This is a genomic window from Paenibacillus camelliae, from assembly GCF_023715345.1.
Classification (GTDB): domain Bacteria; phylum Bacillota; class Bacilli; order Paenibacillales; family Paenibacillaceae; genus Pristimantibacillus; species Pristimantibacillus camelliae.
The window spans coordinates 453,838-479,305 of the sequence record NZ_JAMBNY010000001.1; the positions used below are offsets into that span (position 1 = coordinate 453,838).

Consider the following 25,468-nt stretch of genomic DNA (forward strand, 5'->3'; position numbering starts at 1 on the left):
AGCGTTATCACCTCGCCGTAGACTCCATATGTTTCGCACGTAATTGCCCACATGCTGCCGCAATATCATGTCCTTGTTCCCTGCGAATTGTTACGTTAATTCCATTGTTTTCAAGAACTTTCGCGAATGCAAAAATATCGTTTCGTGGTGTACGAACATAATTGCGCTCTGGTACATGGTTAACTGGGATAAGGTTAACATGGCAAAGCATATCCTTGATGACGCTAGCTAGCTCTTCAGCATGCTCCACCTGATCATTGACGCCGCCAATTAACGCATATTCAAATGTAATCCGTCTACCCGTCTTACCTAAATAGTAGCGAATCGATTCGATTACATCATCGAATGGATAGCGCCTGTTGACAGGCATTAGCTTGGAACGAAGCTTATCATTCGGTGCATGAATGGACAAGGCCAAGTTAATTTGCGTGTTTTCTTCTGCAAACTTATAGATACTCGGCACGATACCACTTGTCGAAACGGTAATATGACGCTGACCGATATTTAAGCCTTTCTCATGGATCATATTGCGTAAAAACGCCATCGTCGCATCATAATTTTCGAACGGCTCACCTGAGCCCATAATAACGATGCTCGATACTCGCTCACCTGTTGCATCTAGCATTTGCTGTGCAGTAACGACCTGCGCAACGATTTCACCAGCAGTTAGATTTCTCTTCAAGCCGCCTAAGGTTGACGCACAGAAGGTACAGCCAATTCGGCAGCCTACCTGCGTCGTTACGCACACGCTATTACCGTAGCTGTGGCGCATAATAACCGTTTCAATCGCATGATTATCATGTAAGCCAAACAGAAACTTAACTGTGCCGTCACGCGATTCAAACTTTGTAATTTCAGTAAGCGTTACGAACTCAAACTGGTTACTAAGCTTTTCACGTAAGCCTTTCGATAAATTCGTCATCTCATCAAAGCTTTTTACTCGTTTGACATATATCCAATCAAACACTTGATCCGCACGAAAAGCAGGCTCGTCATTATCCTTCATCCATTGCTGGAGCTCTTCATGTGTATAGTCATAAATAAAAGGGTTCATTTTATCACACCTGTATTCAATTTTAGAGGTTACACGCAGCTTCAAGCTGCGCTGCAACTATTTTAACACAAACTATAGCGTTGAGCTATTCGAGCTCTGAGCACTCCTTTTTAAGCGAGCGATATAAAAGCCATCGCTGCTCGCATGGTGCGGCAACAGCTGAAGCTGCCCATCAAATTGTTCTGAGACAATACCTTGCTGCTTTAAGGATGTGAGCAGCGCTTCTGGCCACTGTGCATCTAAGCTATACTCCTTATGACGAGCTAGGAAGCTGGCCACCTGCTCTTCATTCTCTTCCTTAGCAATGGTGCAGGTACTATATACGAGCACACCGCCTGGCTTCACCAGACCACTCATGGCATCGAGCAATTGAGTTTGAATGCCCGCAATATCCTTTACATCACCGGGCTGCTTCGTCCACTTAATTTCAGGCTTGCGGCGGATAACACCAAAGCCGCTGCATGGTGCATCAAGCAGCACAGCATCAAAGCTTGCCGGCTCTAAAGAATCAGCTAACAAAGCAGCATCCTGACTCGAGGTCTGTACATGCTCCAAGCCTAACCGAGCAGCCTGCTCCTCGATCAGCTTGCGCTTATGCTCATGAAGGTCGTTTGATAGAAGCATCCCTTCACCCTTCATTAGCTCGCCAATGTGCATGCTCTTCCCTCCGGGCGCAGCACATGCATCAAGCACCTTCATACCAGGCTTCGGCTCCAGCACTTCCGCTACGAGCATCGAGCTTTCGTCCTGCAATGACCAATGACCTTCCTTAAAGCCCTCAAGCGCAGCAAGATGTCCACCCTTTTCTACATTAATCCCAGCTGGAGCAATTGGCGATAAAGACACTTGCAAGCCTGCAGCCTCTAGCTCCTCCAGCACCGCGTGCGGTGAAGTTTTCATCGTATTGACTCGAATTGAGCTATGCGGCGGCTCATTGCTTGCATGAAGAATCTGCTCAGTAGCTTGCCGTCCGTACACTGTTAACCAGCGCTCTACCAGCCATATGGGGAATGAGTAACGCACACTGAGCGTTTCTGCATCAGTAGACAAAGCAATAAGCTCTGGCTTTAGCTCTTCCTGCTTACGTAGCACATTGCGCAGCACACCATTCACCATACCAGATATACCTTGGTGTCCTCTTTTTTTCGCTATCTTAACCGCCTCATTAACGACAGCATGAGCAGGTATTCGGTCCAACCACAGCAGCTGGTACATACTCATTCTCAGCAGCTGATGAACCCATGGCTGAAGCTTATGCAAACCTTTAGCAACAAGCTGCGAGAGCCAATAATCGATCGTTAGCTTCCGACTAATTGTGCCATATACAAGCTCAGTTGCAAGACCAGCATCTGCACGAGAAAGTTGCTCGGATTGCAGCGTGCGATTCAATTGCAAATTGCTGTATGCACCTGCTTCCTCCACCTTTACAAGCACATCGAGCGCAACCTGTCTTGCTGAACGAGTCGCTTGCTGCTTAGAGCTTGACTTTCCATTGTCAGTCGCTTGTCTATTCTGATGCTTTCTATTGTTGCTATGTGAATGTTTCTTATTGTTTTGTCGCTCACTCATGCTTGTACCTCTTCACCGAAGCGTGCACCGACAATAGCACGAGAACCTTGTATCCAATCACTTACATTCATCATACGTTTTCCAGCCGGCTGAATTATCGTAAGCAGCAGCTGACCTTCTCCGGTTTGTACGACGATGCCATCTGCAGATGCACTAACAATCGTACCCGTTGCAGCATTAGATGATGCTGAAAGCGGCTTACAGCCCCATACTTTAAATACTTCGCCGTTCAGCGTTGTAAAAGCTCCTGCCATTGGCGATAGCCCGCGAACCTGATTGAAGATCGAGATGGCTGACTTATCCCACTCAATTCTTTCATCCTCACGTGTTAAGTTTGGTGCATATGTAGCTAAGCTATCATCCTGAGGGATCGCTTGAAGCTCACCTCGAATAAGTGGCGGCACAGTATCGATGAGCAGCTTAGCTCCAGCGATGCTAAGCTTTTCGAATATCGTTCCAGCATTGTCTTCATCCGTAATCGGAATCGCGACAGAGCTAATCATATCACCAGTGTCCAGCCCCTCAGCCATATACATGATCGTAACGCCTGTTTCCGATTCGCCATTTATAATCGAGCGCTGAATCGGAGCGCCTCCACGATACTTAGGCAGCAGTGAGCCATGCACATTAATGCAGCCATGCTGCGGAAGCTCAAGCACCGCTTTAGGCAAAATTTGTCCATAGGCTGCTGTTACGATGAGTTCCGGTTTATAGGAAGCGACTTCAGCTATTGCATCCTCATTGCGCATGCGCTCTGGCTGAAGAACGGGAATGCCAAGCTCTAGTGCTGCCTCCTTCACAGGAGTTGGTGTCAGCAATTTTTTTCTGCCTTTAGGCCGATCTGGCTGAGATACAACAGCTACAACCTCATAGCCTTGCTCAACTAATGCACGAAGTGAAGGGACAGCGAAGCTCGGTGTCCCCATAAAAACGATCCGCATATTTATTGTTCGCCGCCTTTTTTTACACGATCCGAAATATCGTACGTATTTAATGCAATATCTGTAAACAACACACCGTTCAAGTGGTCGATTTCATGCTGGAATGCTCGTGCAAAATATCCTTTCGCTTCGAGCTTAAACGTTTCTCCGTCACTGTTTTGCCCTTGTACAACGATGCGGTCAGCACGTAGCACCTCACCGTTCAAATTCGGAATACTTAAGCAGCCTTCCGGACCGATTTGCTCACCCTCACGCTCTAAGATTACCGGGTTAACCATCTCAACAAGCCCATTCTCATCCCCTACATCAACGACAATGACGCGCTTAGAGATACCAATCTGAGGAGCAGCAAGACCAACGCCTTCTGCATCATACATCGTCTCTGCCATATCCTTTAGAAGCTTTTTCAAATTGGAATTAAACTTCGTCACCTCTTTAGCTACTTCACGCAGCACAGGATCCGGGTCCTTTACAATAATTCGTATACTCATCTTTATCCCTCTCTTATCTTCAGTCTATCTTTAATTGTTGTTGTTAATTACAGGATCACTTGTGGATCAATATCAACACTGAATTGAACCTGCTTACTCAGCTTACCTTCTACAAATGGCTTCATCGCACGTTCTAAGAGCGAAGATGCATCTATGCTTCCTCGATATTTTATCACACATTGGTAACGGTATCGATCCTTAATACGCGCAAGAGGTGAAGCAACTGGACCAAGAATTTCTAGCGCACGCATCATCCGGCTATGCAGCGGAACGAGCACGCCTTCATATTCAGCAAGCTCCCTTAGCTCTTGTGCAAATCTCGCACTAACTTCCGTCAGCTGATCAAGTCTCTCTGACGACATCGTAATACACACTAATCGGCAGTAAGGGGGATACATCATCTGCATTCTCAGCTCCAGCTCCTGCTCCAGAAACTGCTCGTAATGATGATCCGCAGCCGCTACGATCGCATAATGCTCTGGGTTATACGTTTGAATCATAACCTCACCTTGCAAGTGATGGCGACCTGCTCTGCCTGCCACTTGTGTTAGCAGCTGGAACGTCCGCTCAGCAGAACGAAAATCCGGCAGATTTAAAGTTGTATCGGCAGCGATAACGCCTACTAATGTAACATATGGGAAATCAAGCCCTTTTGCAACCATTTGCGTCCCAAGTAGCACATCCGCTTTCCGCTCACCGAAAGCTTTAAGAAGCTTTTCATGCGAATTTTTTTCAGTCGTCGTGTCTACATCCATGCGAATAACACGAATACCTGGGAACAGCTTCGCAAGCTCCTCCTCAACCTTCTGAGTGCCAGTGCCAAAGAACCGGATATGCTCAGAGTCGCAGCTTGGACATGTTCGAGGCTCCTGCTCCGTGTAACCACAATAATGACAGCGCAGCACATGCGTTTTCTGGTGAAAAGTTAAAGAGATGTCACAATGTGGACAAGCAGCAGTATATCCGCAAGATCTGCACATAACAAAGGTAGAGTAACCGCGTCGATTAAGCAGCAGAACAGCCTGCTCCCCACGCTCCAGCCGCAGCTTTAACGCGTCGTACAGCGAAGTAGAAAACATCGAGCGATTTCCTCGTGACAGCTCGTCTCTCATATCAACAATATGCACCTCTGGCATAGGCTGACCTGACACTCTTTCAGGCATAGGCAGAAGAGGCGGCTCGCTGCCGACAGCAGGCGTGCGGCTCGCTGCCATATACGTTTCAAGCGAAGGTGTAGCTGACCCCAGCACAACTACTGCCCCATGCTGCTTAGCACGACGCACAGCAACATCACGAGCATGGTATTTGGGCGTATCGTCTTGCTTATAGGATGTTTCATGCTCTTCATCAATAATAATGAGTCCGATCTGAGCAAACGGTGCAAAGATAGCGGACCTCGCACCTACCACAACATCGGCTTGACCATGACGTATTTTACGCCATTCATCATAACGTTCTCCATCAGATAATCTACTGTGCATAACAGCTACAGCATCACCAAAACGTGATTTGAACCGTTCAACCATTTGCGGAGTAAGTGAAATTTCGGGTACGAGCACGATCGCCTGCCTACCTAAAGCTAAGCAATCTGCAATGCTTTGCAGATATACCTCTGTTTTACCACTGCCCGTTACACCATACAGCAGCATCGTCTGTCCTGATTGCTGGTGCATCTGTTCAATAATGCGATGATAGACCTGCTGCTGCAGCGCGGTAAGCGGGAGGGGCTTGCTACGAGCAAATTCCCGCCCTTTATAGGGATCACGCTTTTGTTCGACCTCAACTAAATGAAGTATGCCTTTATCGACAAGACTATGTACAACACTTGAGCTCGTATTCAGCTCAGCGACAAGCTTTGCAAGCGCAATTGGTACTGGATGCTCCAGCATATACGTGAGCACCTCATGCTGCTTACGCGCTTTTTTCAAGGAGTCCAGCTGCCCCTTTGCAGCCTCTAGATCATCAGGAGGCATGACAGTTAATGCCTTCTTTACGCCCATGCGATCTTTTACCTTTGCTGATAAAGTCAATATACCCTGCTGCACAGCCTGCTTGATTTCACGATGCTCCTCGGGGAACATCGACATTAGCTTATTGAAGGATATCGAGCCTCCTTCAGCCTGCAGCACTTGCAGCCACGCCTTATCTGAGTACTCTCCAGTTTGAGAGGAATCAGATAAAGCGATATATTTAACTTCCTTGCCCTTTAAAGCTGTAGGAAGCATCACCTGAAGAGAAGCGATGCGTGAGCAGCAATATTTATGACTTAGCCATTCTGACAGATCAACCATATCTGGCAGCAGGGGTGGTGCTGGATCAAGCAGCTCCTTAATCTCCTTCAGCTTAGAAGAATCATAATCCGTATCTGTAGACAAACCGACAACGAAGCCCTGCAGCACTCGCGGACCAAAAGGTACACCCACCCGGCTACCAATCTCGATCCAGGGCTGCATGTCGTGCGGCACCTCATAATCAAAAGGCCGATCCGTTTGACGGCTCGGCACATCAACAATAATATTAGCGATCACGTTCATCATCCTTAGCTTCTAATGCATGCTGTGCAACGATGTTTAGCAGCCGCCGTGCAGCGTCCAGCTTCGACATGAGCGGAAGCCGCTCCACAAGTCCTTGCTTACTGTAAATCGAAATGATATTCGTATCACCGTTAAAGCCAGCACCTTCTGTCGATACATCATTGGCGATAATAAAATCACAATTTTTCCGGTTCAGTTTATCAAGCGCATATACGTCGATCTGCTCTGTCTCAGCGGCAAAGCCGACAACCGTCTGGTGTGATTTTCGTTTACCTATCGTCTCTAGTATATCCGTTGTTCGCTCTAATTGTAACACCAGCTCATCAGAGCCTGTTTTTTTAAGCTTTTGGTTATGAATAACCTTAGGACGATAATCAGCGACAGCAGCAGACTTAATGACAATATCGCTAGTTTCAAAGCGAGCAAGCACCGCTTGCAGCATATCCTCTGCAGATTCTACCTGTACCAGCTCTATGCCTTGAGGAGCTGGTGCGCTAGTGCGACCAGCAATAACGGTCACTTCAGCGCCCTGCTCTTGAGCAGCTTGTGCTACAGCGAAGCCCATTTTGCCTGATGAGTCATTGGTTAAATATCGTACAGGATCAAGCCGCTCAATCGTTCCTCCAGCTGTTACGAGAACCTTCTTCCCAGCAAGCAGCTTAGGCTGATTAAGCCATTGATCCAAGGTAGCGACGATATCTTCAGGCTCAGCCAGTCTGCCCTTGGCCACATAGCCACAAGCAAGCTGCCCTGTACCTGGCTCTATAAATTGAACACCGCGCTGCATAAGCAGTTCAATATTGTGAACGACTGCAGGATGCTCATACATATGAACGTTCATCGCTGGGGCAATAACGATTGGACAGGTAGCAGCCAGCATCGTTGTGCTAAGCATATCATCTGCTAGCCCATGCGCTAGCTTCGCAATTACATTAGCGGTGGCTGGAGCAAGGAGAATAGCATCAGCCCGATCGGCGAGATCAATATGTGTGACAACCTCCGGATTACGCTCCTCAAAGGTATCGATATGAACTGGATTTTTCGAGAGCGTTTGGAGCGTAAGCGGCGTAATAAATTTAGCCGCCGATTCCGTCATCATGACGTGAACCTCTGCACCTAAGCTAACGAGCCTGCTGCATATTGTCGCTGCCTTGTAAGCGGCAATACCACCGCTAATTCCAAGTATGATTGTCTTTCCGTTTAACACTATGCCATCTCCTGTCCTAACGTTAAATCCAGAGCGCGCTTACCAGTTCAAGCGCTCCTTCGCGTTTTGTAAATGTGCCAAGTGGTGATAAGCATGCCATCTCGTAAAGCTTAAAAATTGCTTCAAGGACATCTGAGTGCCCTTCTCCGGATGATAAAACTGACGTTCAAATTCAGCAATGCTCATCGATTTAAGTAAAGTAGTCATTCTTGCAAAGGTTCCTTCAATAATTGACAAGCTCGCTGTAATCGGCATGTCTTTCGTATCACTTAACAATGACCAACGATCCTCGAGAAAAGGCTTAATCGTAGGATTATTTTCTGTTAGCGCTAACTTAAAGCGGATTAGTGCATGCATAGAAAAATCAGCAACATGATGTACAACTTGACGTATTGTCCAGCCTCCGGTTCTATACGGTGTATCGAGCTGCTCCTCAGACAGCTGGGCAACGAGCCCACTAATCTGTGATGAGTATTGCTCTAATTGCTGAATCCACTCATCTTTTTGTGCAGCGGTCATGCCTTCAAACACAAATCTTCCAATCGGATAAGTTAAGTTTTCCATCATAATCCCTCCTAGAAAATAAGTTGTGTCATCGCCTAGAATGAAGTAATATGAAGCCTTTAGCAATTTTCCCTTTATCATATCATATTTTCTCGTAAGGTAAGTAATTCAACATATCGTATAAATTAACCTTCTTTTTGTGCAAATAAATTAAAAAAGATGTGTGCAGCCAGCTGCACACATCTTTTTATCGCAACAACAGTATATTACGCCTTTTCCTGTTGACGGGCATCCTTCTGCTCGTCTTTTTCCTTACCAGGAATATACTCAACCTTGATAAGGTCAGCATAAATTTCTTCTAGTGCAAAGCCTACCGCTTTATGTGAGCGAGCACCTGTCAGCTCTGACTTTTCACCGTTACGCAGCATTCTAGCTCGCTTTGATGCTGCAACAACTAATGTATACTTGCTATCTACCTTCTGTACTAATTCATCAATCGATGGGTATAACATCGCACATTCACCTCATTTATGCTTTCTCAGCAGCGGCAGCCATATTCAATATATGGTCTGGTAGACGCTCCCGGCGGCAGTTCTCTGCAATAATAATACTACGAATTTTGTCACACGCTACCTCGATATGATCATTCGTAACCGCATAATCATAATGATTAAGCAGACCCATTTCCTGAGCAGCAACATTCATACGTGTATTAATTGTATCCAATGTTTCCGTTCCTCGTCCGGTAATTCTTGCCTTTAGCTCATCAAACGATGGCGGCAACAGAAATACCATGATCGCTTCAGGGAATTTTTCCTTAACCTTTACAGCCCCCTGGACTTCAATCTCTAAGATGACATTTTTACCAGAGGCCAATGTCTCTTCAACGAAGCTGCGCGGTGTGCCGTAATAATTACCAACATACTCCGCATACTCTAGCATTGCGTCCGCTTTGATTAGCTCGACAAACTGCTCTTTTGTTTTGAAAAAGTAATTTACCCCATCAATTTCGCCTGGTCGCGGCTGTCTAGTCGTAGCAGACACGGAGTATACAAGCTCTGGCATACGTGCACGCAAAGCAGTGCATACGGTTCCTTTACCTACTCCGGCAGGACCCGACAAAACAATTAACAATCCCATTGTTCTAAACTCCTCGTACTATTCATCATTATCATCGTCCTTCGTGGACAATCGGTGTGCAACAGTTTCTGGCTGCACAGCAGATAAAATCACATGGTCGCTGTCGGTAATAATAACCGCACGAGTACGACGTCCATACGTAGCATCAATAAGCATATGGCGATCACGCGCCTCTTGAATAATACGCTTAATTGGAGCCGATTCAGGGCTTACGATCGAAATAATACGATTCGCAGAAACAATGTTACCGAACCCGATATTGATAAGCTTAATGGCCAAGCCAGATCCCCCTTTTGCATGCATCTTTCAATTGTAAGATACAAATGCAACACACCATATTCAGTAGTATAGAAAATGATTCCTATTGCTAGTGTTAACGAAAACACTATTCAACATACAATAATTCATAGCTATACAATAACATAAATTTCATTTTAATTGATTTTTGCAAGCAGAACAAGCTCTAACGACAATTTTCTCGCAATCTGTACGTTAGACGCGTGTTTTCTCATGAATATACTCAGTTAATTGCACAGCCATATTGTAGTGAAGGAATGGCGTCATAATATAAATTCCGTTGAAATGCTTAATCGCACAATCGATAAGCTCCTTAGCAATTTTAACCCCTTCAGCCCGTCCAGCTTCACCCTCTAGTCCAGACATTCGTGCACGAACCTCATCCGATAGCTGAATACCTGGTACTTCATTATGCAGATACTCTGCATTTCTACCGTTCGCAAGAGGCATAATCCCGATAAATATTGGAACAGAAAGGTGCTTCGTCGCTTCAGCAATTCGTTCAATTAGTGCAACGTCATATACCGGCTGAGTCATAATGTAATCTGCCCCAGCTGTAATTTTTCGTTCTAAGCGCTGCACCGCTTTATCCAAATGCTTAACATTCGGGTTGAATGCTCCGCCAACGATAAAATTCGCCTTTTGCTTTAATGGCTTACCGGAAAAAGCGATGCCGTCATTAAGCTGCTTCGTCATACGGATCAATTCAAAGCTGGTCAGATCATAAACTGAGCTTGAGTCTGGCAAATCTCCGAAGCGCGCTGGATCTCCAGTAACGGCCAACACATGATCGATACCTAGAGCGTCAAGACCCATGAGATGAGACTGAGTACCAATCAGATTACGGTCACGACATGCGATATGAATAAGTGGAGTCAATCCGATATGCTCCTGAACGAGCGCCGCTAGCGCCAGGTTACTCATACGCGTTACAGCTAAAGAGTTATCTGCCATCGTTACGGCATCAACGTTGCAATCTTTAAGTGCCTGAGCGCCTTGCATAAATTTCGTAATATCGAGATCACGTGGTGGATCAAGCTCTACAATAACGGTATGACGCTCCTTCACCTTCTTAAGAATATTTTCACTACTGCGACGAGCGCTGCCCCATTTCGCTTGAATAGTCGAAGGCTCGCTTGCTTCGATTGGCTTCTTCTTAGGTGCAATGACAGGTGCTGTAGGTATGTAGCCATGAAGCGCCTCTGCAATCGCAGCAATATGATCAGGTGTTGTACCACAGCAGCCACCAATTAAACGTGCTCCACGATCAGCAAATTGCTGTGACATCTTGGCAAAATAATCTGGACCAGCGGAATATTCATACTTCCCATCCTCAAAGCTGGCAGCACCAGCATTTGGAAAGACAGAATACGTCAGCTTGTCCGAATGGATACCATCAATCAGCTTCAATATCCCATTAGGTCCAGTTCGACAGTTGAAGCCGACAATGTCTGCTCCTTCACTAAGCAGCTGATCGAACGCTGTATCTAGCGCATAGCCATCCACTGTTCTCCCCGAATCCTCAGCTGCGAATTGACAAATAATAGGTACATTCGTCTCTTCACGCGCAATGCGCAAAGCGAGCATCATTTCATCTAGATCATAGAAGGTTTCAAAAAGCAGTCCATCTACACCTTCAGAGAGTAAAGCATGAATTTGACGATGAAGCGCATCAGTTAGCTGCAACGTTCGAACATTTCCTCGCTTGCCATCTCGTATAGAGCCTACCGTTCCAACAACATAGGCATTTTTTTCTGCTGCTTCACGGGCTAGTCGAACAGCCATGCGGTTAATTTCCTCAACTTGATCCTCTATGCCGTAGCGCGAAAACTTCACACTGTTGGCTTGGTACGTGTTCGTTTGGATCACTTGTGCACCTGCAGCAACATACTGACGATGAACATCTAGCACAGCTTCAGGCTTTGTAGTTACATACTGCTCATATGGAACACCAATAGGGAACCCCATCTTATACAGAAAGGTTCCCATTGCTCCGTCACCAACTAAGATGCGTGAATTTAGCGCATCTCTGAAATTCAATTCCATCCCTGCAACGCCACCTATATACTCTACTCGAACCTGCCGCGAAACACCTCTTCCGCAGATCCTGTCATATATACATGATTATCGCTTGAATTCCATTCAATGTAAAGGTCTCCGCCTTGCAAAGATATTTTCGCTTCACGGTCAGTCACGCCGCGAAGAGCAGAAGCGACCAATGTTGCACAAGCTCCAGTGCCGCACGCAAGCGTTGGTCCAGCTCCTCTTTCCCACACACGCATCTCAACATGGTTGCGATTATATACTGTAATAAATTCAACATTTATTTTTTTGGGAAATAGCTCATGCTTCTCCAGCATAGGTCCTATAACAGAATAATCAAAGTTAGCTGCATCCTCCACTGGAATAACACAGTGAGGATTACCCATTGAAACCGCTGTGAAGCTGTACTTCTGACCATTCACATCAATCGGATGCTCTACGATTTGCGGTGCATCGATTAATGTAGGAATTTTTGTACCATTTAGAATCGGTTGCCCCATATCAACGCGAACCTTTTCGACCTTTCCATTTTCAATGGTCAATTGTACCTTTTGTACACCAGCACCTAATGTTTCAATAGCAAGTTCTTCTCGATCAATGAGACCGTTATCGTACACGTACTTAGATACACAGCGAATCGCATTACCGCATTGCTCCGCTTCCGTTCCGTCTGAATTAATGATGCGCATAGAAAAGTCCGCGCGCTCGGAGGGCAGGATATACACTAAGCCATCCGCACCTATGCCATACCAACGATTGCATACGTCAATAGCAAGCTGTGACACATTACTTGGCAGTTCTCTCTCACCATATACAACAATAAAGTCATTACCTAGTCCATGCATTTTTGTAAATTCCATCTTCTCTCTCTCCTCGTCCGTCTAATAAATATCTGTGTAAATAAGCATAGAAAAAGACGAGGAGATTGAGAATAAAGCATTTGTATAAACATTTGCACAATTGTGTGATACGTTCATTGAAGCCGGACGTTGAAGCATCCTCTTCCAATTAAGCTTCATAAGTTCGGCTTTCAGGACCAAGAAGATGGCACGCTAGTAGAAAACGAGGAGCGCAGCGTACGGTGTTGGTACGTGAGCACCAAAGTTTTCGCTAGCGTGCCATATTCGCCGCCGACTACGCTCCAGAGCAACGCATCGTCATCAATGCCGGACGGTTGAAGCATCCTATTCCAATAAAGCTTCATAAGTTCGGCTTTCAGCGCTACACTCATTCCCTCTATCGCTCGAACCTTCCTGCGGAAGGAGGGTGGCTTATATAGCGAATGAGTTCCGCTGTTGCTATTACTAGAAAGCAAGGAGCGCAGCGTACGTACTTGGTACGTGAGCACCAAAGTTTTCGCTAGCGTGCCATATTCGCCGCCGAATCAACTACAACGCAATAACATCGTCATCAATGCCGAACGTTGAAGCATCCTCTTCCATAAAGGTTCATAAGTTCGGCTTTCAGGACCAAGAAGCTTGAGCGCTAGTAGAAAACGAGTAGCGCAGCGTACGGTGTTGGTACGTGAGCAACGGAATTTTCGCTAGCGCTCAAGATTCGCCGCCGACTATGCTACAACGCAATAGCATCGTCATCAAAGCCGAACGTTGAAGCATCCCCTAAGCAGCTTTCGCTGTGGAGCTCCACTTTTTGTTACTCTTCGTCTTCCCACCACTAAGCACGCTACCGACGCCAAAGAACAGCGTAGGGAATGCAGCAGCAACAATGACTAGACACCATTCACGCAGGCCAATAGACACCGTGTTAAATATCGGCTGTAGAGCCTCGATATACATAACGCCCAGCATGAGCACAAGCGATGAAACGACTGCAAGTACAAGATATTTGTTCTCTAAAATATTTCGGTGGAAGATGGAGCGTGAGCTGCGGCAATCAAACACATGAATGAGCTGAGCCATAACAAGTGTTGCAAAAGCTACGGTCTGCGCTCGTACAAGATCTCCCTCCAGCAATGTCACCCAAAATGCACCTAATGTACATAATCCAATTAATACGCCGCGGCTAATGATTTTCCAGCCTAAGCGTCTTGCAAATATATTTTCCTTTGCTTTTCTCGGCTTGTGCTGCATCAAATCATTTTCAGATTGATCCACACCTAAAGCCATAGCAGGCAAGCCATCCGTCACGAGATTGACCCATAGAATTTGAATTGGAACTAATGGTAGCGGCAATCCAGCCATCATCGCAAAGAACATCACTAATATTTCACCGACATTCGATGCAAGCAAGTATCGAATAAACTTACGTATGTTTTCATAGATGCCACGACCCTCTTCAATAGCTGCTACAATGGTTGAGAAGTTATCGTCACTTAGGATGAGAGAGGAAGCTTCTTTCGATACATCAGTACCGTTAATCCCCATTGCAATGCCAATATCTGCTGCTTTAATCGCTGGCGCATCATTCACGCCATCACCTGTCATAGCGACGACATGTCCTTTACGCTGCAAGGATCGTACAATTCGTAGCTTATGCTCTGGCGATACACGTGCATATACATAGATGTTTTCAACACGCTGATCGAGCTCCTCATCTGATAGCTGTTCAAGCTGCTTGCCAGATAATGTCTCGCCTCCGCGCGGGATAATGCCAAGTGAGCCAGCAATCGCCTCTGCAGTAAGCTGGTGATCTCCTGTTATCATCACTGTTTTTATTCCTGCTGCTCGGCAAGTGGCGATCGCATCCTTCACCTCTGCTCGAGGCGGGTCGATCATGCCGGTTAAGCCTACAAAAATTAAATTCCTTTCAGCATCTGCCGCATCAGCAAGACGATTCGATGAAGTAAGATCTCGGTAGGCAAAGGCAAGCACACGCAGTGCTGACTGTGCCATTTTTTCATTCGCCGCTTGACACTTCGCTTTAAGCGCAGGCGTCATGCTGATTACTTTTCCTTGCCACAAAATATGTGTACATTGATCAAGCAGCACATCAGGGGCACCCTTTACGTGCAATATACGGCCGCCCTGATGCTCTGACACCACCGACATGAGCTTGCGCTCTGAATCAAATGGAAACTCCTGAATTCTGCGGTATTGTGTTTCGAGCAGCTTGACGGGTGAGCCTAGCTTAGCGGCTAATACGGTAAGTGCTCCCTCCGTCGGGTCTCCATTCAGTACCCACTCCTCCTGCTCGACCATCGCTTTCCCTTTACGCTGTACCGTCTCTTGCTTTTCAATTCTTGCGTTGTTGCACAGAGCACTAATTTGCAGCAGACGTTTTACCGAATTATCGTGCCTAACATCAAGCTCCTGTTCGTTCTCCAGCACCTTGCCGACTGGTTCATAGCCGTCTCCTGTCACCTTTAAGGTGCGATCACTTAGCCACATTCTTGTTACGGTCATTTTGTTTTGTGTGAGCGTTCCTGTCTTATCGGAGCATATGACAGAAGCACAGCCAAGCGTCTCGACGGAAGGCAGCTTCCGAACAATTGCCTTACGTTTAATCATTCGCTGTACGCCAAGTGCAAGCGCAACTGTAACAATGGCAGGCAGCCCCTCTGGAATGGCTGCGACTGCAAGGCTGACCCCAGCTAAGAACATGCCATATACAGGCTGCCCATGCATAATACCCGCTACGATAACCATAATGGTTAGTGCGATAGCAATACCTATTAATAGCTTGCCCAGCTGCTCTAAACGGTGCTGCAGCGGAGTTTGCATTTCCTCTGTCGCTTGAATCAGGTTCGCGATATTGCCCATCTCTGTGGCCATTCCTGTCCGAATGACAATACCACGTGCTGTCCCGCGCGTTACCAACGTTCCCATAAAGCCGATATTCCGCTGATCACCTAAAGGCAGCTCTGCCTCACGCAGCGTGCTTTCATGCTTAGACACAGGAATCGATTCACCTGTTAGCGCTGACTCTTCTACATAGCAGTTGTTTGCCTCTAGAAAACGAATATCAGCAGGTACACGATCTCCGCTTTCTAGCAGGACAATATCGCCGATGACTAGCTCCTTCGTTGCTACCGTAAACTGCTTTCCTTCACGAATAACTTTAGCGGTTGGAGCCGACAGCTCTTTTAGTGCAACGAGAGAACGCTCCGCACGAAACTCTTGAATAAAGCCAAGAACAGCATTGATCACTAAGATTGCCAGTATCGTTATAGCATCCAAATACTCTCCAAGCAGACCAGAGATTAATGTCGCTCCCATAAGCACTAAAACCATGAAATCTTTAAACTGATTCAGAAACAATGTGAGCGGTGAAAGTTTTTTCGTCTCAGCTAGCTCATTCCAGCCATGCTCGGCAAGACGCTCATTAACAGCCTCTATGCTTAATCCAGACTCTTCCGAGCTATTCAGCGTATCAACGAGCTCCTTTCGATCCAATTGATGCCAAAATAGTTGACTCATCCTCTGCTTCCCTCCTGTTTTTGTCCAGTTTCCTAGACAACCTTTCTAACGTAAATGTATTCGGACAAACAATAAAATATCCCTAAAGCACTTAAGTTTTTACTTTAGTTATGGCATGATAGAATTATGAATTGAGGAAATGAGGACAAAGTCATGGCTTTAGACGGAATTGTAATAAAGAGTCTTGTAGACGAGCTGCAACAATGTATCGGAGCTCGCATCCATAAAATCCATCAGCCAACGAACCAAGAGCTTGTGTTCGGTATTCGCGGAAATGGAATGAGCGGTAAGCTGCTACTGTCTGCTAATCCTACTTATCCACGTGTACATTTTACGAATGCAACCTATATTAACCCTTTAGAGGCTCCAATGTTTTGCATGCTGATGCGAAAGTACTGTGAGGGCGGTGTCATTGAACGAATTACCCAGGTTGGCCGTGAACGGATTATCCATATCGATGTTCGCCACCGTGATGAGGTTGGCGATACATCGTTCAAGCGGATCATCGTTGAATTAATGGGTCGACATTCCAATATAATCCTTATCGATCCGGACACGAATACGGTGCATGATGGCATTCAACACGTAACGCCAGCAGTGAGCAGCTACCGTATTGTCATGCCAGGAAGCAGCTACACGCCGCCACCTGAGCAGAACAAGCTTGACCCGCTGGCAGTAAACACAAAAGAGCAATTTTCTGATGCCTTACATCGAGATGATGAACAAGCCAGTATTACAAGCAAGACGTTAGTAGGCAGCTTCAGCGGTTTCTCTCCACTGCTTGCAAATGAAATCATCTATCGCGCTATAACGAAGCAGCACGACCAATGGCTCGGTGCGACAGAACGTCCGCTTCAGCTTGATGGTCAGCTGCGAGTCGATCATATCGATGACCTATGGTCCAGCTTTAAGCATATGATGGAAACTGTGCAACAGCAGCAGTTCCGCCCAATGATCGTGAAGGAAACTGCTCGTGACAAGCAATATTTCTCTGTCGTTGCACTCACTCATATTGATGGTTCGTTCACAGAATATCGAGCCGTTAGTGAGGTGCTAGAAGCGTTCTATGGCGATAAGGCGGAGCGAGATACTGTCAAGCAGCGCGCTGGGGATTTGATCCGTTTTGTTACGAACGAAATTTCTAAAAATGAGCAAAAGCTTGTAAAGCTGCAGCATACATATGATGAAGCTCAGGATGCAGATCGCTATCGCATTATGGGTGAGCTAATCACGGCTTATATGCATCAGATCAAGCGCGGAGATGAGTCCGTCGATTTAGTTAACTATTACGATGAGAACGGCGCGATCCTCCACGTACTGCTTGATCCACAGCTTACTCCTTCTGAAAATGCTCAGCGGTATTTCAAGCGTTATACGAAGCAAAAAAATTCGCAGGTCAGCGTGATGGAGCAGATCGAGCTTACCAATCGTGAGCTGGAGTATTTTTCTACTCTGTTGCAGCAGCTTGAGCTTGCATCTCTAAGCGATATTGAAGAAATACGTGAGGAGCTCGTAGCTGGCGGTTATTTAAGAGAACGAGTAAAAAAAGGAGCCAAGCGCAAAAAGAGCAACAAGCCTCAGCTGCTATGCTACACTTCCTCAGAAGGTATTGACATCTATGTGGGCAAAAACAATTTGCAAAATGAGTATGTCACCAACCGACTTGCTAACAGTAATGATACTTGGCTGCATACAAAGGATATTCCAGGCTCCCATGTCGTCATTCGCAGCAATGAATTTGGCAATCCAACACTTGAGGAAGCAGCGATGCTTGCGGCATATTATTCTCAAGCTAAATCGTCCAGTATGGTACCAGTTGACTATACCTTGATCCGACATGTGAAAAAGCCAAGCGGTGCTAAGCCTGGCTTTGTCATCTATGATCAGCAAAAAACGGTTTATATTACGCCTGATGAGGAAAAGCTAAAGGCGCTTCCGCATACCGTTAAATAAAAGCAAACAGGCCGGCAGGGTGATCCTGCCGGCCTGTTTGCTTTTTATTCTAAAAAGCTAATTCATTTATTATCTTCTACTTAGCACTTATTTACAACGTAATTTCCTACTTCTCACTATTCTTCATCAGTGCTTTTCTTCTTAAAGCTTACTGCTCGCTGCTGATGGAGTGCAACCAATTGATCGTATACCGATAAATCAGCTGTAACAGAGCCTAGCCCACCATGAAAGCTACTGCCGTCATCACTCGCTCCATGAAAATCTGATCCAGCTGTTTTTATTAATCCAAAGCGATCCGCGAGCTCTATGTAGCGGGTGATCTGCTCAGGAGTGTGATCACTATGCATAACCTCAACGCCATCAGGCTTTGCGGCTAGCAGCTGTTCTACAAGTGTCTCATTATGATAGATACCTGGATGTGCAAGCACACATACGCCACCAGCATCACGGATCCATTGGAAAGCTTCAGTCGGGTGAATACGACGCGGCTGAACAAACGCTTTACCGCCCTCTCCGAGATATTCATCAAACGCCTGCTGCTTCGTCTCCACTATCCCTTTTGCGATAAGCACCTCGGCAACATGAGGACGGCCAATGGAGCCCTGATCTCCACTTACAGCCACAACCTCATCCAGCGTAACGGAAATGCCAAGCTCGTTCAATTTATTGATGAGCAGCTCATTCCTTGCCTCACGCGTTGCACCAAGCTTACCTAGCCGCTGCTGCCACTTTTCATCGTCATTTCTTGTAAAATATCCTAGCACATGAATATCGAGACCATCGGCAACCGTACTAATTTCTATTCCAGGTAAAAATCGAATATTATGCTTGATTGCCGCTGCCCGTGCCTCAGCAATACCTGCAGTCGTATCATGATCCGTTACAGCAACACCTCCAAGCCCGAGCTTTGCGGCCATTGCGACGATTTGCTCAGGCTTGTATTGCCCATCAGATGCCGTTGTATGGACATGCATATCGATGTACTGACTTAGAGCCATTGACTAAGATCCCTCTCTCTTAAAAAATTCAGAAATGTAACCGCACTAATAGGAAGCAGCGATGATTTTAAGTAAACGGAATAAAACTTCCGCTTAAACGTTACGTTTTTAATCGGTATTGTTCGAATAAGTCCTAATGCAATCTCGTGCTTTACGGATGAAACGGACAGAAAGGATATGCCTAGTCCAGCCTCAACAGCAGACTTGATTGCCCCGGTGCTGCCCAGTTCCATGACGATTTTAAGCGATTGTGGATTATGACCATGTGCAATGAGTATATCCTCTGCTACTTGGCGAGTGCCTGAGCCTTGCTCACGAAGGATGAACGGATACTTGAGTACGTCTTCTAGCTCTAGGTCGTCACGTTTCGTTAACGGATGATCTGCTGGGACAACGAGCATGAGCTCATCCTCCATGACGGCTTCAATCTGCAGGTCATGATGTTCAATGGGCGCTTCAATAATTGCAAAATTCAATTGATGATTTTCGATTTCCTCTATAAGATGCGTCGTATTCATAACCTTCATACTAATCCCGATATTCGGATATTCCTTACCGAATGGACCGAGCCAGCGCGGTAGAATAGATTCACCGATCGTTAAGCTAGCCCCGATCAGAAGCCGTCCTTTTTGCTGCTGTGTGAAGCTGGTCATGGCTTGATCGGTGTCACGGATCAGATCAATGCTCCGCTTCGCATAAGGAAGCAGTACCTTGCCTGCCTCGGTTAGCTCAATTTTTTTTGTGGAACGCATAAACAGCTTCGTACCGAAGTACTCCTCCAGAGACTGCACCTGCATCGTTACGGCAGGCTGTGTCATATATAAAGCTTGGGCGGCAGCGGAAAAGCTTCCTCGCTCAGCCACGGTATGGAAAATATGTAACTGATGAAAATTTAATGGCATTCTGATGTCACCTCTCTAATTGAAGCCATTATACATGAAATGGTTGGCTCAGACTATTTTAATTGAAAAAAAGGGGGTGCTCGAGGTCATTACAATGACCTCAAGACACCCCCGTTGTTAACTAAATGCTGTATGCTCTTGTCTTATCTTCTACATCTTTACTGTATTCCGTCTTAAGTTCATTGCGATAAGAACGTTCAATCTTGCGTACATAGGCTAACCTATGCAGCTGCTTCAGATTCTCCTCCACCTTATCTGCATTCATATATAAGACTACATAATGTAGCTTGCGAGACATATAATGCACCGTACCTAGTCGTTCTAAGCCGCGTGCCGCCTTTAGATCACTTACCCACACTATATAACCCGTGCGTTCTGGTAACATAACTGACTACTCCCTCCAGCCAATATGAACTTAACCGCAGCCTCCGCTGCCACAGCTGCATGAGCCTCCGCTGCCACAGCCTCCACCTGCTTTTTCATTGCTTGGAACCTTTATCGTCTCTGATACTGCTCTTGCGATTGTTGTCGCAACTTCATGAAGCAGCTCATCAAGCTGCTTTTCGTGCTCCTTAAACGCTCGCACACACGGAATGTCATTCAGCTTTGCTTCGATCGCTTTCACGCGATCCTTTGCTTCATGGTAGTTTGGATGAAATCTGCCAAAGCGCTGTGTTTCTTCAAACAGCTCCTTTGCTCGTTCAAACTCACGCTGAATAACTTTAACCTCTGTATTTTTAGCAACCTCAGCTTGCCAATATAAATAATTGGCAACGGAGTCAGATGCAATAATGGTATCCCCAAGCTCGTAGGCTTTAAGAAGTAAAGACGCCATATCAATTGACGCAGCTCCAGGTTCGGTGGCAATAGCTTGTCCTTGTTCGTACATTATACCACCTCTTTCTGCATACTACATTTATACGTTATCACACAACTCAGCGAATGCCAATACATTTATTTAATGCTATTGACCCATTGCTAGCTGGATGGCTTCAATCGCTTTTAGCTCGATTCGCAGCGGTGGACGCTTGCTTTCAGGCACTTTATACGATAAAGCTTGCAGAATGCTTTCCTCGCTGTCGTATTCCAGTAATAAAGGGACAAGCTTACAGCTGCCACTCGAAGTCGTAACATTCAAGCATAAGCCTTGCTCGATCGCCGCCTCGACGATTTGCTGCTTCGTGGACAAATGATAACTACGAAGCTCGCTTTGCCAGCTTCTCGGTATGGAAGCCCGTGCCTTAGCCTCTTGATTAAAATACTCCCGCAAAGCACTGTAATCCGCAAGTGGAGTATCCATTAATTGACCAAGCGGATGTCTGCAATACACCCCCCAGCTGCTGAAGGAGCACATCTCGAACCAACCGTCCTGTACTTCACTCATAGATAGCAAATCGATCTCTTCCTGATCAGCATTCGCATTGTTTCCACTCTCGTTGTTCAGTGTAGAATTAGATACAGATCTAGCATCATCTGCCATGAGGAGCAGCTGTTCAACCATTATCGGGAGCTGATTATTAGTATGCCCTTGAAGCCATTCACGAATTCGATCGGTGGAATGACGTGCTTGTTGCAGTGATTTTAATGTTAAACGAAGGCTAACCACCTCTTGTGCCGATACGACTTCAGCTATTTCTAACCCGCTCCACAATACGTACGGCATAATGCCGGGAAGCAAAAGCAGCTCACCATTTTGTTGAATATGAAGCTGGTGCTCTGGCTGAGCGACAGTTGAACGACGTATATATAGGATGCCCTTATCAGGACTGCTGCTGTATGAGAGGAAGCCACAATCAGCACATAGCTCCAGCAGCTCTAGCAAGGAGGATACTGCCTCAGCGGGCATCCTATAGGCATGCCAGTAATTATCCTGTTTGCTATCGAGCATTACAAGTATTGCATCGACAGGAAGGTCCGATAACACAAGCTGCTGGATGAGCCACTGCCAGAGGATGTCCTGCTGCCTTGATTGAGGTAAAGCGAGCCATTCCTTGAGCTTTCCGTAAACTAAACGAATCTGGTTCTCCTTCTGAATAGCAATACCAAGATTGAAGGCAAGCTCTAGAAAAAATTCCACAATTGCTCCAGAGCCTTGCATCAGATTTTTCCACGCAAGTTCAGTTTCTGTCCGCTCATCTAGCAGCTTCAACCGTTTTTGGAGCTGTTTAGTAGAAGCTTTACTTAACTGACCCTGCTTTGTAACCTGCAGCGGCATATTGTGAATTTGCTGTAAAAACATCGTAAGCTGAACAGGCAAAGACAGCTCGTGCTCATATCTGCAATGCTCTATGCTTATAGCGGTCGAATCATTAATCTGTTTATCTTGTAGTACTTCGTGCGGAATAGACAGTGGTACACACAGCTTTTTTCGCCAATTGTTTAATATGGGGAGCGGCATCCACAATATCAAGCCGCGCCATGGATCTTGAAAAGCTAGAACAATTCCCGCTTCTAATAAAAGCTGCAGCGCTTGCTTGCATTGCTGCAATGGGCGGCCTAAACGACGAATTAATATGTGAACAAGCGTGTCCAAGTGCTGCGGTTTTAGCAACAAGCCTTCCTTCAGCAGCTCCAGCAATATATCCTGCTCAAACTCATTGAGTTGCTCATATGTGCTTTCAACGATTTCTTCATCTACGACCGCAAGTCCCCAGATCCACTCGTCCATATAGCTTCGCCAAAGCTTGCTATGCATAAATTGCTCTCGCTGCTCACGAGGAACAACATGAAGCCAGCACTGCAACGTCATCATAGAAACACCTCTTGCTCATGTATGCAACGATATTGATAGCCCTGCTCGAGCATAAACAACCCTCTTTTTAACGCAAATTCAGTTTCCTTACTGCCTTCCGTTACGAGCGTATAGAACCAGGCCTCGTTGGCTCCACGTTTCGGTCTAAGCAATCTACCGATGCGCTGCGCCTCCTCTTGGCGCGAGCCAAAGCTGCCAGATACTTGAATGGCAACTGCTGCGTCTGGTAAATCTACTGCTAGGTTTGCAATTCGTGAGACAACCAAGGTTGAAATTTCTCGATTGCGAAATTTCTTAAATACCGCTTCTCTCTGTTCATAGTCCGTGCTTCCTGTTAGCAATGGGACACCTAGCTCGACTGACATCTCCTCCAGCTGCTCTATGTATTGACCAATAATTAGCGTTGGCAAGTCTGGATGAAGCCTCATAATTTGTTTAACTGTCGCAATCTTATTAGGATTAATAGCCGCGATCTTTAAGCGTAGTCTTGCAGATGCCGTGTTATACTGCTCTTCAGCATGAGCTGGAAGTTGAACTCGAACCTCTGTGCAGTGAACCTTTGCAATATAGGACTGTTCCTCCGCTTTTTTCCAGCTTAGATCGTACAGCTTGGGGCCGACAAGAGAGAATACATCATTCGCACAGCCATCCTCACGAATTAAAGTTGCGGTTAACCCCAGACGCCTTGTTGCTTGAATCATCGCGGTCATGCGAAATATCGGAGCGGGCAGCAACTGGACCTCATCATATATAATGAGTCCCCAATCTCGCTCGGAGAATAACTTCATATGATCATATTGATCAGTAGACTTGTTTCGATGGGTCAAAATTGTATAGGTCGCAATCGTTATCTTCTCTACGGAACGAGCTTTACCCCCGTACAAGCCAATATCCTCTGGACTAAGCGATGTCTTGTCCAGCAGCTCATCACGCCACTGCTTCGCTGAAGTTACACTCGATGTTACGATAAGCGTAGCAGTTTGAAGACTGGCCATGACTCCAATCCCAGTTACCGTTTTCCCGCTACCGCACGGAAGTACGATTACCCCACTACCGCCTACACGATCACGATGAAAAGCAGCGATGGCCTTGCGCTGATAATCCCTCAGATGAAAGCTAGCCCCAGATTGAGCTTGTTGTCTGAGCTCCATATGTACAGCTTCTCCATCGTGATAACCAACTAAATCCTGAACCGCATAGCCTGCTTTCGCAAGCTCCTGCTTAAGAAAGCCGCGACCCTCCTGCTTGATTATCCATCTATTGTTAGGATGCTTAGCTTCTATCCAGCTTGAACCAAGATTCAAGCTTTCCAGCTCTTGCATCATTGCCTCGTCTCCCTGCATAATAAGCTGCTGATCATCTAGCAATAGTGTTAAGCGACCAAAGCGAGAAGCCCAAAGCTTGATTTGACTTTCGCAGGCAGCAGGCAGTGCCCCCTTGGCATATGTATGTAATAAATCAATAATTTTTTCACACTTCAGTCCTTGAGCAAGTGCGTTCCAAACGGTGACTGGTGTACATTCATAGACCTCAAATTGACCAAGCACCTTTAGGAGCTCTGTAAAGCTCCCAATCGCTGAACGTGCCTCAGCGGCGTAATGAGCCTCTCGATCTAATAGTAATGTCATATCTCGCTGCACAATCAAAACGTTCCTACGCTGCATATATCTACCCTTCCTTACTGCATTCTCCTTACGTTCAGTATTGAGGTTTAACAGGTGTTTTATGCCTGTTTTACTTCATATTGCATGAAATCTATATGTAAATACGAAATCTATGGTATAATAGCTATAATTATCGTTCTTTTTTTACGATTTTCGACATTTCGGAGGATATTCTTTACATGAGGAATTTGATTTGTGTCGCCATTCTTGCAGCAGCTTTTATATTCATTAGCGCATGCTCTGGACTACCTTCTGCGACTTCAAATATGAAAGAGAATACCTGGTATCCTATTGGTAAAATTATTAATAACAACACCTTCGAAATCATTGTTGGTGATCATATTGAGCAAGTAACCTTTTTATCTATTGACGTTGTTAATATTAATCATGAAATACTTGGAGATCGGATTTATGAATTTATTTCCGATCAATTAACTAACTCGCAGGAGGTAATGCTTAGCTTTGATCAAGAAATGCGTAATGAAAACGGTCAGCTGCTTGCCATAGTCAAGCTTAGAGACGGTACGATTATGAATGAATTGCTTCTTGAGACAGGCTATGCAAAAGTGCTAGTTACAGAGCCAAATATTAAAATGGAAAACATTTATAAAAAGTTTGAACAGCTTGCGAAAACAAACAAAGTCGGGCTTTGGTTTGATGAGCAGGAAACGAGCAATGATGATGTCACATTAAAGGCTGCACCCTATACAGGTATTCGATTAACAGTTGTGAAGGATGATCAGAAGGCATTGGTTTCAAACTATACTTCTCAGGACTTAGATTTAAGCCAGTGGAAGCTTGTAAGTGTTACTGGGAATCAAATCTATATATTTGAGGACTTGGTGCTTGAACCAGGTGAAACAGCAGCAATCTATGCAAGGAGTATGGAACGTATACCTGAGAAAATCGCTTTCTACTGGGGTAATGATCTCGTATGGGATCTGAATGAAAAGGAAAGCGCTGAGCTGTATAACACAAATAACGAGCTTATCGCTGAGTGGAATGAATAATTCCACATCAGTGATAAGCTCGTTTTTTAGTTT

General features: G+C 45.7%; 21 protein-coding genes. 2 read left to right on the forward strand and 19 right to left on the reverse strand.

Annotation, left to right across the window (positions count from 1 at the left end; all coding sequences use genetic code 11):
- Positions 1–7: 7 nt before the first annotated feature.
- From rlmN to M3180_RS02210, 13 genes are all read right to left on the reverse strand, one after another.
- On the reverse strand, positions 8–1,054 hold the full coding sequence (gene rlmN, locus M3180_RS02150) for a dual-specificity RNA methyltransferase RlmN (RefSeq protein WP_251665578.1): 1,047 nt from the start codon (positions 1,052–1,054) through the stop codon (positions 8–10).
- A gap of 72 nt (positions 1,055–1,126) precedes the next feature.
- On the reverse strand, positions 1,127–2,623 hold the full coding sequence (gene rsmB, locus M3180_RS02155) for a 16S rRNA (cytosine(967)-C(5))-methyltransferase RsmB (RefSeq protein ID WP_251665579.1): 1,497 nt from the start codon (positions 2,621–2,623) through the stop codon (positions 1,127–1,129).
- Complete coding sequence (gene fmt, locus M3180_RS02160; RefSeq protein ID WP_251665580.1) at positions 2,620–3,564, reverse strand: methionyl-tRNA formyltransferase; 945 nt, start codon at positions 3,562–3,564, stop codon at positions 2,620–2,622. The genes rsmB and fmt overlap by 4 nt, the downstream gene beginning before the upstream one ends.
- A gap of 2 nt (positions 3,565–3,566) precedes the next feature.
- Entirely contained in the window at positions 3,567–4,055 is a 489-nt protein-coding gene (gene def / locus M3180_RS02165; RefSeq protein ID WP_251665581.1) for a peptide deformylase, read from the reverse strand.
- Positions 4,056–4,102: 47 nt separating this feature from the next.
- Positions 4,103–6,589, reverse strand: coding sequence for a primosomal protein N' (gene priA / locus M3180_RS02170; RefSeq protein ID WP_432806901.1), 2,487 nt, complete (start codon positions 6,587–6,589; stop codon positions 4,103–4,105).
- Complete coding sequence (gene coaBC / locus M3180_RS02175) at positions 6,573–7,796, reverse strand: bifunctional phosphopantothenoylcysteine decarboxylase/phosphopantothenate--cysteine ligase CoaBC (protein WP_251665583.1); 1,224 nt, start codon at positions 7,794–7,796, stop codon at positions 6,573–6,575. The genes priA and coaBC overlap by 17 nt, the downstream gene beginning before the upstream one ends.
- A 39-nt stretch (positions 7,797–7,835) precedes the next feature.
- Positions 7,836–8,363, reverse strand: coding sequence for a YfiT family bacillithiol transferase (locus tag M3180_RS02180; protein ID WP_251665584.1), 528 nt, complete (start codon positions 8,361–8,363; stop codon positions 7,836–7,838).
- Between the two features lie 203 nt (positions 8,364–8,566).
- On the reverse strand, positions 8,567–8,812 hold the full coding sequence (gene rpoZ, locus M3180_RS02185; RefSeq protein ID WP_251665585.1) for a DNA-directed RNA polymerase subunit omega: 246 nt from the start codon (positions 8,810–8,812) through the stop codon (positions 8,567–8,569).
- Between the two features lie 16 nt (positions 8,813–8,828).
- On the reverse strand, positions 8,829–9,440 hold the full coding sequence (gene gmk / locus M3180_RS02190) for a guanylate kinase (RefSeq protein WP_251665586.1): 612 nt from the start codon (positions 9,438–9,440) through the stop codon (positions 8,829–8,831).
- 18 nt (positions 9,441–9,458) lie between these two features.
- A complete protein-coding gene (gene remA / locus M3180_RS02195; protein ID WP_005548256.1) occupies positions 9,459–9,719 on the reverse strand; it encodes an extracellular matrix/biofilm regulator RemA in 261 nt (86 codons plus the stop codon).
- 213 nt (positions 9,720–9,932) lie between these two features.
- Positions 9,933–11,783: a bifunctional homocysteine S-methyltransferase/methylenetetrahydrofolate reductase gene (locus M3180_RS02200; protein ID WP_251665587.1), complete on the reverse strand. Its 1,851-nt coding sequence runs from the start codon at positions 11,781–11,783 to the stop codon at positions 9,933–9,935.
- Between the two features lie 23 nt (positions 11,784–11,806).
- A complete protein-coding gene (dapF, locus tag M3180_RS02205) occupies positions 11,807–12,640 on the reverse strand; it encodes a diaminopimelate epimerase (RefSeq protein ID WP_251665588.1) in 834 nt (277 codons plus the stop codon).
- A gap of 759 nt (positions 12,641–13,399) precedes the next feature.
- Positions 13,400–16,156 (reverse strand): calcium-translocating P-type ATPase, SERCA-type, encoded by a 2,757-nt coding sequence (locus M3180_RS02210; protein ID WP_251665589.1) that lies wholly within the window; start codon positions 16,154–16,156, stop codon positions 13,400–13,402.
- A gap of 153 nt (positions 16,157–16,309) precedes the next feature.
- Here M3180_RS02210 and M3180_RS02215 point away from each other — a divergent pair, with 153 nt between their 5' ends.
- On the forward strand, positions 16,310–18,109 hold the full coding sequence (locus M3180_RS02215; RefSeq protein WP_251665590.1) for an Rqc2 family fibronectin-binding protein: 1,800 nt from the start codon (positions 16,310–16,312) through the stop codon (positions 18,107–18,109).
- 116 nt (positions 18,110–18,225) lie between these two features.
- Here M3180_RS02215 and M3180_RS02220 read toward each other — a convergent pair whose 3' ends face one another.
- From M3180_RS02220 to M3180_RS02245, 6 genes are all read right to left on the reverse strand, one after another.
- Entirely contained in the window at positions 18,226–19,107 is an 882-nt protein-coding gene (locus tag M3180_RS02220; RefSeq protein WP_251665591.1) for a PHP domain-containing protein, read from the reverse strand.
- The gene (locus M3180_RS02225) at positions 19,098–20,009 is read right to left on the reverse strand and encodes a selenium metabolism-associated LysR family transcriptional regulator (protein WP_251665592.1); all 912 of its coding nucleotides are present in this window, start codon (positions 20,007–20,009) and stop codon (positions 19,098–19,100) included. Before M3180_RS02225 ends, M3180_RS02220 begins: the two co-directional genes overlap by 10 nt.
- 121 nt (positions 20,010–20,130) lie before the next feature.
- Positions 20,131–20,394 (reverse strand): YlbG family protein, encoded by a 264-nt coding sequence (locus tag M3180_RS02230; RefSeq protein WP_251665593.1) that lies wholly within the window; start codon positions 20,392–20,394, stop codon positions 20,131–20,133.
- Between the two features lie 30 nt (positions 20,395–20,424).
- Positions 20,425–20,898, reverse strand: a complete 474-nt coding sequence (locus M3180_RS02235) for a YlbF/YmcA family competence regulator (RefSeq protein WP_251665594.1) — start codon at positions 20,896–20,898, stop codon at positions 20,425–20,427.
- Between the two features lie 75 nt (positions 20,899–20,973).
- Positions 20,974–22,761, reverse strand: coding sequence for a hypothetical protein (locus tag M3180_RS02240; RefSeq protein WP_251665595.1), 1,788 nt, complete (start codon positions 22,759–22,761; stop codon positions 20,974–20,976).
- Positions 22,758–24,425: a DNA repair helicase XPB gene (locus tag M3180_RS02245; RefSeq protein WP_251665596.1), complete on the reverse strand. Its 1,668-nt coding sequence runs from the start codon at positions 24,423–24,425 to the stop codon at positions 22,758–22,760. The genes M3180_RS02240 and M3180_RS02245 overlap by 4 nt, the downstream gene beginning before the upstream one ends.
- A 179-nt stretch (positions 24,426–24,604) precedes the next feature.
- On the opposite strand from M3180_RS02245, the gene M3180_RS02250 reads away from it, so the two are divergent.
- Entirely contained in the window at positions 24,605–25,435 is an 831-nt protein-coding gene (locus M3180_RS02250) for a thermonuclease family protein (protein WP_251665597.1), read from the forward strand.
- Positions 25,436–25,468 lie beyond the last annotated feature (33 nt).